Genomic DNA, 7,547 nt, shown 5'->3' on the forward strand with positions numbered 1-7,547 from the left:
TGTCCTGAGACATCACAACGACGGTTCGTACCCCTACCCCACGAACCGTCGCCGGATGTGCCGAACCGTCGACCAGAGCGTACGAACCGTCGCTGGATGTGCCGAACCGTCGACCCGAGCGTACGAACCGTCAGGCGAAGGCGCGAACTTTCACGCAAGCACCCGAACCGTCACGCACGATCCGCCGCTGTCCGCCGTGATCCACCGAGATTCACCGAGATTCACGGTGAACTATCCCATCCCCGCTCATCGCACCCGCCGGAGCACACACACAAACCACCACCCAGACACCCCACCCACCACCACACCCACAAACACGAAGAGCCGGAAACGCTCGGCCTTGACTGTGATGCGCCGCCTGCATCGGTCGCGGTGCGCCACTCGTGTCGACTTCGGCGAGCGGAGCGGCGGAGCCTGGTCGGGCGAGCGGGACGCACGCCACACCGCGACCGGCGAACACCCGCATACACTTGGGCCGGCCTGAGCGGCGCACCGCCCGGTGCGCGTGGGGCCGCCCACCCGTAGTCACTAGGAACGAAGAGCAGTGAACGCACGTCCCCTCAATGTTGCCGTCATCGGAGCAGGCCCCGCCGGTATCTACGCTTCGGACATCCTGTCGAAATCGGGTTTGGACGTGAATATCGACCTGTTTGAGCGCCTCCCGGCCCCCTACGGGCTGGTGCGCTACGGCGTCGCCCCGGACCACCCGCGCATCAAGCAGATCATCGTGGCCCTTTACAAGATCCTCCAGCGCGGCGACATCCGGCTGATCGGCAACGTGGAGGTCGGCCGCGACATCTCCGTCGCCGAGCTGCACGAGCACTACGACGCCTTGATCTTCTCCACCGGCGCCGACACCGACGCCCCCCTGGACATCCCCGGGATTGACGCGCCCGAGGCATACGGCGGCGCCGACTTCGTCTCCTGGTACGACGGTCACCCCGACCACCCGCGCACCTGGCCGCTGGAGGCCCGGCAGGTCGCCGTCATCGGCGTCGGCAACGTCGCCCTGGACATCTCCCGCATCCTGGCCAAGCACGTGGAGGACCTGATGACCACGGAGATCCCGACGAATGTGGCCGAGACCCTGGCGAAGTCCCCGGTCACCGACGTGCACGTATTCGGTCGCCGCGGCCCCGCCCAGGTGAAGTTCACCCCCCTGGAGCTGCGCGAACTCGGCAAGCAGCCCGACGTGGACGTCACCGTCGACGAGGAGGACTTCGAGTACGACGAGGGCTCCCGCGAGGCCCTGGCCGCCTCCAACCAGCAGCGGCAGGTGGTCAAGGCCCTGGAGAACTACGCCATGCAGGAACCCGAGGAACTGACCGCCTCCCGCACCATCCACATCCACCTGTTCCAGGCGCCGGCCGCCATCCTCACCGACGACGCCGGGCATGTGCGCGCCCTGCGCACCGAACGCACCCGCCTCAACGGCGACGGCACCGTCTCCGGCACCGGCGAGTTCCGGGACTGGCCGGTGCAGGCCGTCTACCGCGCCGTCGGCTACGCCGGCAGCCCGATCGAGGGCCTGCCCTTCGACGCCGACCGGCACGTGATCCCCAACGCCGGCGGCCGCGTGCTCGGCGATGACGGTGAACCGCTCACCGGCATCTACGCCACCGGCTGGATCCGCCGCGGCCCGGTCGGCCTGATCGGCTCCACCAAGTCCGACGCCCAGGAGACGATCACGAACCTGGTCGCCGACGCCAACGCCGGCCTGCTGCACGCCACCACGGAGGACGAGTCCCAGGTCGGCCACGACGCCCTGCTGGCGCTGCTCGACTCCCGCGACGTGCCCTACACCACCTGGGAGGGCTGGGAGCTGCTGGACGCCTATGAACGCCACCTGGGGGAGGAGTACGGCGAGGTCACCGTCACTGGGGGCGAGTCCAAGCCGCGCGAGCGCGTCAAGGTCGTCGCCCGGGATGCCATGACCGCCATCTCCCGCAGCACCGAGGGTCCCGACGACCTCATCGGCCAGCCGGACCCCGACCGCGTGCCCGAGCGGGTCGCACACCGACTGCGGGACTGACCCGCCGCCGGGGCGGTAGGCTGTGCCGCCCAGGCCTGTTGTCCAGGCGCCAACCAGAGAAAGGCAGCCTCCCATGCGCATCGGCGTCCCCACCGAGGTCAAGGATCACGAGTACCGCGTGGCGCTCACGCCGGCAGGCGTGGACACACTGGTTCGCCACGGGCATGGGGTGACCGTACAGGCCGGCGCCGGGCTGGGCGCCGGCATCACCGATGCGGATTACCTCGACGCCGGCGCGGACATCGCCGCCGAGGCGGCCTCTGTCTGGGGCGACGCCGAAATGATCCTCAAGGTCAAGGAGCCGGTTCCGGCCGAGTTCGGCTACCTGCGCGAGGGCCTGTTGCTGTTCACCTATCTGCACCTGGCCGCCGACCGCGCGCTCACCGAGGCTCTGCTGGCGAAGCGGGTCACCGCCGTCGCCTATGAGACGGTAGCCACCGACGACGGCGGTCTGCCGCTGCTCGCCCCCATGTCCGAGATCGCGGGGCGGCTCGGGGCGCAGGTTGGTGCAGACGCCCTGCTCGCCCCGGGCGGCGGCTCCGGCGTGCTGCTGGGCGGAGCCGCGGGCGTGCGCCGCGGCAACGTCGTCGTCCTCGGCGGTGGCACCGCCGGCCTGGCCGCCGCCCGCGTGGCGGCCGGCATGGGTGCGGACGTCACCGTCATGGACGTCAACCCGGTCCGCATGCGCCAGATCGACGAACTGACCGGCGGGACGGTCCGCACGCGCTTCTCCACCCCGCTGGATGTGGCCGGCGCGGTGGCCGACGCCGACCTCGTCATCGGGGCCGTGCTCGTCCCCGGTTCTCGCACCCCCAGACTGGTGACTCACGCGATGGTCCAGGCGATGCGCCCGGGCTCGGTGCTCGTGGACATCGCCATCGATCAGGGCGGATGCTTCGAGGACTCCCACGTCACCACCCACTCCGAGCCCACCTACGAGGTGGACGGCAAGATCTTCTACGCCGTCGGCAACATGCCCGGGGCCGTGTCCTACACCTCGACCTACGCACTGACCAACGCGACCCTGCCCTACGCCGTCGCCCTGGCCGACAACGGCTGGCGCGACGCGTGTCGGCAGCGGTCCGACCTCGCCCGCGGCCTGGCCACCCACGCCGGCGCCCTGTACACGGACGGCGTCGGTCAGGCCCTGGACCTCGCCGTCGCCGACGTGGCCACTCTGCTGGCCTGAAGACGGCCCATTCCCAGCAAGGCCACAGCGAGTGTTCATACACTCGTCGACATGACCAGCACGAACCACCACAACGGACTTAAAACGGCGGTCCTCATGGGGGGACTGTGGGGGTTGCTGCTCCTGATCGGCTGGCTGCTGGCGCGCGGCACCGGCTCGAGCATCTGGCTGCTGCTCATGCCCGCGATCGGGGTGGCGCAGACGGCATACTCCTACTGGAACTCCGACAAGCTTGCGGTGCGCTCCATGGGCGCCGTCGAGGTCAGCGAGGCGCAGCAGCCGGTCATGTACGCCGTCGTGCGCGAGCTGTCCACGGCGGCGGGGCAGCCCATGCCCCGCCTGTACGTGGCGCCGACCGTGAGCCCGAACGCCTTCGCCACCGGCCGTGACCCGCAGCACGCCGCCGTTTGCTGCACCCAGGGCATTTTGCAGCTGCTCAATGAGCGGGAGTTGCGGGGAGTGCTCGGCCACGAGCTGTCCCATGTGTACAACCGGGACATCCTGACCGGCTCGATCGCCGCCGGCATCGCCGGGGTGATCTCCTCGATCGCCACCGGCCGGCATCATGTGGTTCGGCGGGGGTCGCGACCGCCGCGACTCCAACGCGCTCGTCCTGCTCCTGCTGGCGCTGCTGGCTCCGCTGGCGGCCAGCCTGACCCAGTTCGCAGTCTCCCGCACCCGCGAGTACGACGCCGATCACGACGGCGCGGTCCTGACCAACGACCCGCTGGCCCTGGCCAGTGCGCTGCACAAGCTGGAGACGGGCGTGGCCGCCGCGCCCATGCCGCAGGACCCGCGCCTGGAGCCGGTCAGCGCCATGATGATCGCCAACCCCTTCGGCGGGGTGCGAAACCTGTTCGCCACCCACCCGCCGATGGCCCAGCGCATCGCCCGTCTGGAGCAGATGGCCGGCTACTGATTCGGCGGCGTGGCGCGGCCGCGGTGCCTAGGCCGGGGGGGGAGAGAGAATCAGGGCTGCTCGGTGCCCAGACAGAACACGATGTCGTTGGTGTCGTCTCCGGTCAGGCTTCCCAGGTTGGGTTCGGTGCTGGAGCTGTAGAAGTCGAAGTTCCACACGTACCAATAGTCGTATGCGTCATCATCGACGCCGGCGTTGTAGCAGGCGTCAGGCCATGTCTCCATTTCGGAGTCCTTGACGTCGGTGAGTACCTTCAAGACCTCACGACTCCCAGTAGTGCAGTCCTGCGCCGTGGCCTCCCGGGTGGACTCGTTGATGTGCAGGCAGTCGCCCTCCTGTACGCCGGCCAACGAGATACTCGGGTCCTCGTTCACGCCGATCAGGCACAGGTCTTCATAGACGGTGGTTGTACCTGCCACGGTGGTGCAGTCGGCTCCGGCGGCCGCGGTGACCTTGTAGGCGGCGTCGTCGGCGTCACAGTCCGTGACGTGGACCTCGCTGCTCTTTTTGCCCTCCGGTTCCTGGATGCACTCCCCGGTGGCGGCCTTGGTGGCGGGGGTGGGACGATTGAGCGAAGTCACGCCGATGATGACGCCGATGATGATGATCAACGGCACTGCGATCACAATCGTGGGGATCCGGCGTTTCTGGCGCGTGGGCTGTTGGGGCTGCTGCATGGGAGCGCCGGGTGTCGGCGTCGACATCCCGGGTTGCTGCTGACCGTACGGGGCCTGTCCGTACTGGGACTGGGGAGCGGGCTGCTGGTTGGGGCCGTAGGGGGACTGAGGTTGCGACATGGCAACGACTCTAGAACGCATCGCGTCAAGATGGGGCTGGACGTGGCACCGGCGTCGCTGTGAGCAGGGTCCTATGGCGGCGATTGGCGTGCGCCGCCGTCGGCTTGCTATCCTTCCACGGCACCGAGCGAGGACGTGAGGTCGTGAGAACGGCCTACGACGAGCCCGGAGCCCGGCGGGTTGCCCGAGCGGCCAATGGGAGCTGACTGTAAATCAGCCGCAGTATGCTACGGGGGTTCGAATCCCTCACCCGCCACCATGGTTGCGGCGTTTGCGCGCACGCAGTCAGACCCGCCCGCAAGGCGGGGCCGCGGTGAGCGAAGCCACGGCGAACGGAGTTGCGTGTGCGAATCCGATCTGCCTAAAGTTCCGCTCGTTGCCCCGATAGCTCAGTCGGTAGAGCGTCTCCATGGTAAGGAGAAGGTCAAGGGTTCGAATCCCTTTCGGGGCTCTGATACTGCGGGGGCCTACGGGCCCCTGACGTGTCATCTGGCGAGGTAGCTCAGCTGGTTAGAGCGCACGACTCATAATCGTGAGGTCGAGGGTTCGAGTCCCTCCCCCGCTACGCAAGTTCGAGCATGGCACCCCAAGGGCCGCTCGAGGATCACTGAGAGGAGAGTTACGTGGCTAAGTCCAGCGACGTTCGCCCCAAGATCACTCTGGCGTGCTCGGAGTGCAAGGAGCGCAACTACATCACCAAGAAGAACCGCCGGAACACCCCGGACCGGCTGTCTCTGTCGAAGTTCTGCCCGCGCTGCGGCAAGCACACGGAGCACCGCGAGACCCGCTGATCATGGCGGCGCCCCCTGCGCGCACAGGCCCCGACGACTCCAGGTCGTCGGGGCCTTGCTGTACCTCCACGACGGCGACTCCGGGTGCCGCGACGGCCGCGGACATGGCCGCCGTCATAGCGCGCGTACTCATGCGCACAGCGCCGACCCCTGGGCGCGAGACGGTCGCCACCGCACGGTCCGCGCCGTGGTCCCGTGCAACCGGCGCGGCGCAGCAGCTTCTGCCCGCAGTCCTGGCACTGGGGCGGCTGACCGAGCACCTGGTCAGCGACGGCGCCTTCGAATCGGACAGCGCCGGGCAACGGCCGCCTGAGCGCCCCATGGAGACGGGCGCGGCCGGCCTCATCCACCGCCGCTGTCGGATCGCCCCGGTCGGCGCCCAGGCTCCCGACGATCGCCCCCAGGAGCCGGGTGCCGGAGGCACCGAGGTCGGCCTTCGTCGAACTGCTCGCGGCGGCTGGGAACTGCTGCAGGGGGCGGTCGTCGTCCGCGACGCCGGACCCGCCTGGCCCGCCGGCGCCCGCGTGACCCACGACCTGGCCCGCCGCACACCGCCGACCGCCCCTCCCGTCCCCACCGGTCCGCACCCGCCGGGTGCCGACACCGATTCGGCGCTCCGCGACGTCGATACGCCCGGGACCCTCACCATCACGGCTGCGGACGTGCGCGCCTGGGCCGACGCCACCGGCGACCACAACCCCATCCACCTCCACCCCGGTGCCGCCCACCGAGCCGGGCTGGCCGTGGGGGAGCAGGAACTCGTCGCCCACGGCTTGCTGTTGGGCGCACTCAGCCTCGCCCTCACTCCCACGACCGGCGTCGTCGACCTGCGCTTCCCCGGCCCCGCCGCACTGCCGGTCGACGGGGTGGCCCGACTCGGCGTCCTCCCCGCCAGCGGCCTCACCATCGCCGGGCGCACCGTGCTGGTGCGGCGCTGAGCGGGCTCAGCGCGCCGGCGCGGACCACAGATCGGTCCAGGTGATGCCCAGGCGGGCCAGCAGGCGCCGCAGCAGCGGCAGAGAGATGCCCACCACACCGTGCGGATCCCCCTCGACGCCGTCGATGAAGGCGCCGCCCAGGCCGTCGATGGTGAAGGCGCCCGCACACCACAGAGGCTCCCCGGAGGCGATGTAGGTGTCGATCTCGGTGTCGCTGGGGGAGCCGAAGTGCACGATCGTGGAGGACACGCCCTCGGCGGTGGCCGCATCGCGTGCGCGCACCAGACTGTGACCGGTGTGCAGGGTGCCGCTGCGGCCGCGCATCGTCAGCCAGCGCTCGCGGGCCCGCTGCGCCGTGCCGGGCTTGCCTACCACCGCGCCATCGATCTCCAGCATGGAGTCACAGCCGACCACCACCAGGTCCGGGTCCGCCTCCACCGCGGCGGGCGGGAGGCCACCGGCCACATCCAGCGCCTTTGCCCGCGCCAGCGCCTGCACCTGCTCGGTGGGCGTGGGGGCGGGAGCATCGGCGGCCGCGTGGGCGTCGGCGAGGTCGGCCAGGACGCGGGATTCGTCGACGTCCGATACCAGCACTTGCGGATCGACACCGGCTGCGCGCAGGGTCGCCAGCCGACCGGTGGACTGAGATGCCAGAACAAGCACGGGCTCAAGCCTAGACGAGTAAGTCAGGGGTGTGGTTCGTGACCGTAGGGCGTAGTACGGGAGCGTCGGGGCAAGCCCCGGTGTCTGCGTGCGCGGCTGCCGACCCGCCCGTTGGACCCCTGTTCCCCGGTTGGACCCCTGTTCCCCGGTTGGACCGCCGTAGCCGCCGGTTACAGCGGTCCAACGGGGCGTGGGCGGTCCAACGGGGCGTGGGCGGT

The 7,547-nt window shown here is 69.8% G+C and carries 6 protein-coding genes, 3 tRNA genes and 1 pseudogene; 8 read left to right on the top strand and 2 right to left on the bottom strand.

Features of this window, described 5'->3' with window-relative positions; genetic code table 11:
* Window positions 1–544 precede the first annotated feature (544 nt).
* The 3 genes and pseudogenes from DRB06_RS02745 (at window position 545) to htpX (ending at window position 4,140) form a co-directional block, all read left to right on the top strand.
* Complete coding sequence (locus DRB06_RS02745; protein ID WP_111819084.1) at window positions 545–2,032, top strand: FAD-dependent oxidoreductase; 1,488 nt, start codon at window positions 545–547, stop codon at window positions 2,030–2,032.
* Between the two features lie 73 nt (window positions 2,033–2,105).
* Complete coding sequence (gene ald / locus DRB06_RS02750) at window positions 2,106–3,221, top strand: alanine dehydrogenase (protein WP_111819085.1); 1,116 nt, start codon at window positions 2,106–2,108, stop codon at window positions 3,219–3,221.
* 51 nt (window positions 3,222–3,272) lie between these two features.
* Window positions 3,273–4,140, top strand: a pseudogene (htpX, locus tag DRB06_RS02755) (zinc metalloprotease HtpX).
* A 50-nt stretch (window positions 4,141–4,190) separates the two neighbouring features.
* Here the strand turns inward: htpX and DRB06_RS02760 are convergent.
* The gene (locus DRB06_RS02760; RefSeq protein ID WP_139240938.1) at window positions 4,191–4,937 is read right to left on the bottom strand and encodes a hypothetical protein; all 747 of its coding nucleotides are present in this window, start codon (window positions 4,935–4,937) and stop codon (window positions 4,191–4,193) included.
* Between the two features lie 174 nt (window positions 4,938–5,111).
* Here DRB06_RS02760 and DRB06_RS02765 point away from each other — a divergent pair.
* From DRB06_RS02765 to DRB06_RS02785, 5 genes are all read left to right on the top strand, one after another.
* Window positions 5,112–5,196: transfer RNA gene (locus DRB06_RS02765), tRNA-Tyr, on the top strand.
* 119 nt (window positions 5,197–5,315) lie between these two features.
* A tRNA-Thr gene (locus DRB06_RS02770) sits at window positions 5,316–5,388 on the top strand.
* A 40-nt stretch (window positions 5,389–5,428) separates the two neighbouring features.
* Window positions 5,429–5,502, top strand: a tRNA-Met gene (locus tag DRB06_RS02775).
* Between the two features lie 58 nt (window positions 5,503–5,560).
* A complete protein-coding gene (gene rpmG, locus DRB06_RS02780; protein ID WP_073330885.1) occupies window positions 5,561–5,728 on the top strand; it encodes a 50S ribosomal protein L33 in 168 nt (55 codons plus the stop codon).
* A 104-nt stretch (window positions 5,729–5,832) separates the two neighbouring features.
* Window positions 5,833–6,666, top strand: a complete 834-nt coding sequence (locus tag DRB06_RS02785; RefSeq protein ID WP_181575171.1) for a MaoC/PaaZ C-terminal domain-containing protein — start codon at window positions 5,833–5,835, stop codon at window positions 6,664–6,666.
* Between the two features lie 6 nt (window positions 6,667–6,672).
* Here the strand turns inward: DRB06_RS02785 and DRB06_RS02790 are convergent, their stop codons facing one another.
* Window positions 6,673–7,329, bottom strand: coding sequence for a nucleoside triphosphate pyrophosphatase (locus DRB06_RS02790; RefSeq protein WP_073330880.1), 657 nt, complete (start codon window positions 7,327–7,329; stop codon window positions 6,673–6,675).
* Window positions 7,330–7,547: the final 218 nt, after the last annotated feature.

The organism is Actinomyces sp. Z5 (genome assembly GCF_003287795.1).
Lineage (GTDB): Bacteria > Actinomycetota > Actinomycetes > Actinomycetales > Actinomycetaceae > Actinomyces > Actinomyces glycerinitolerans.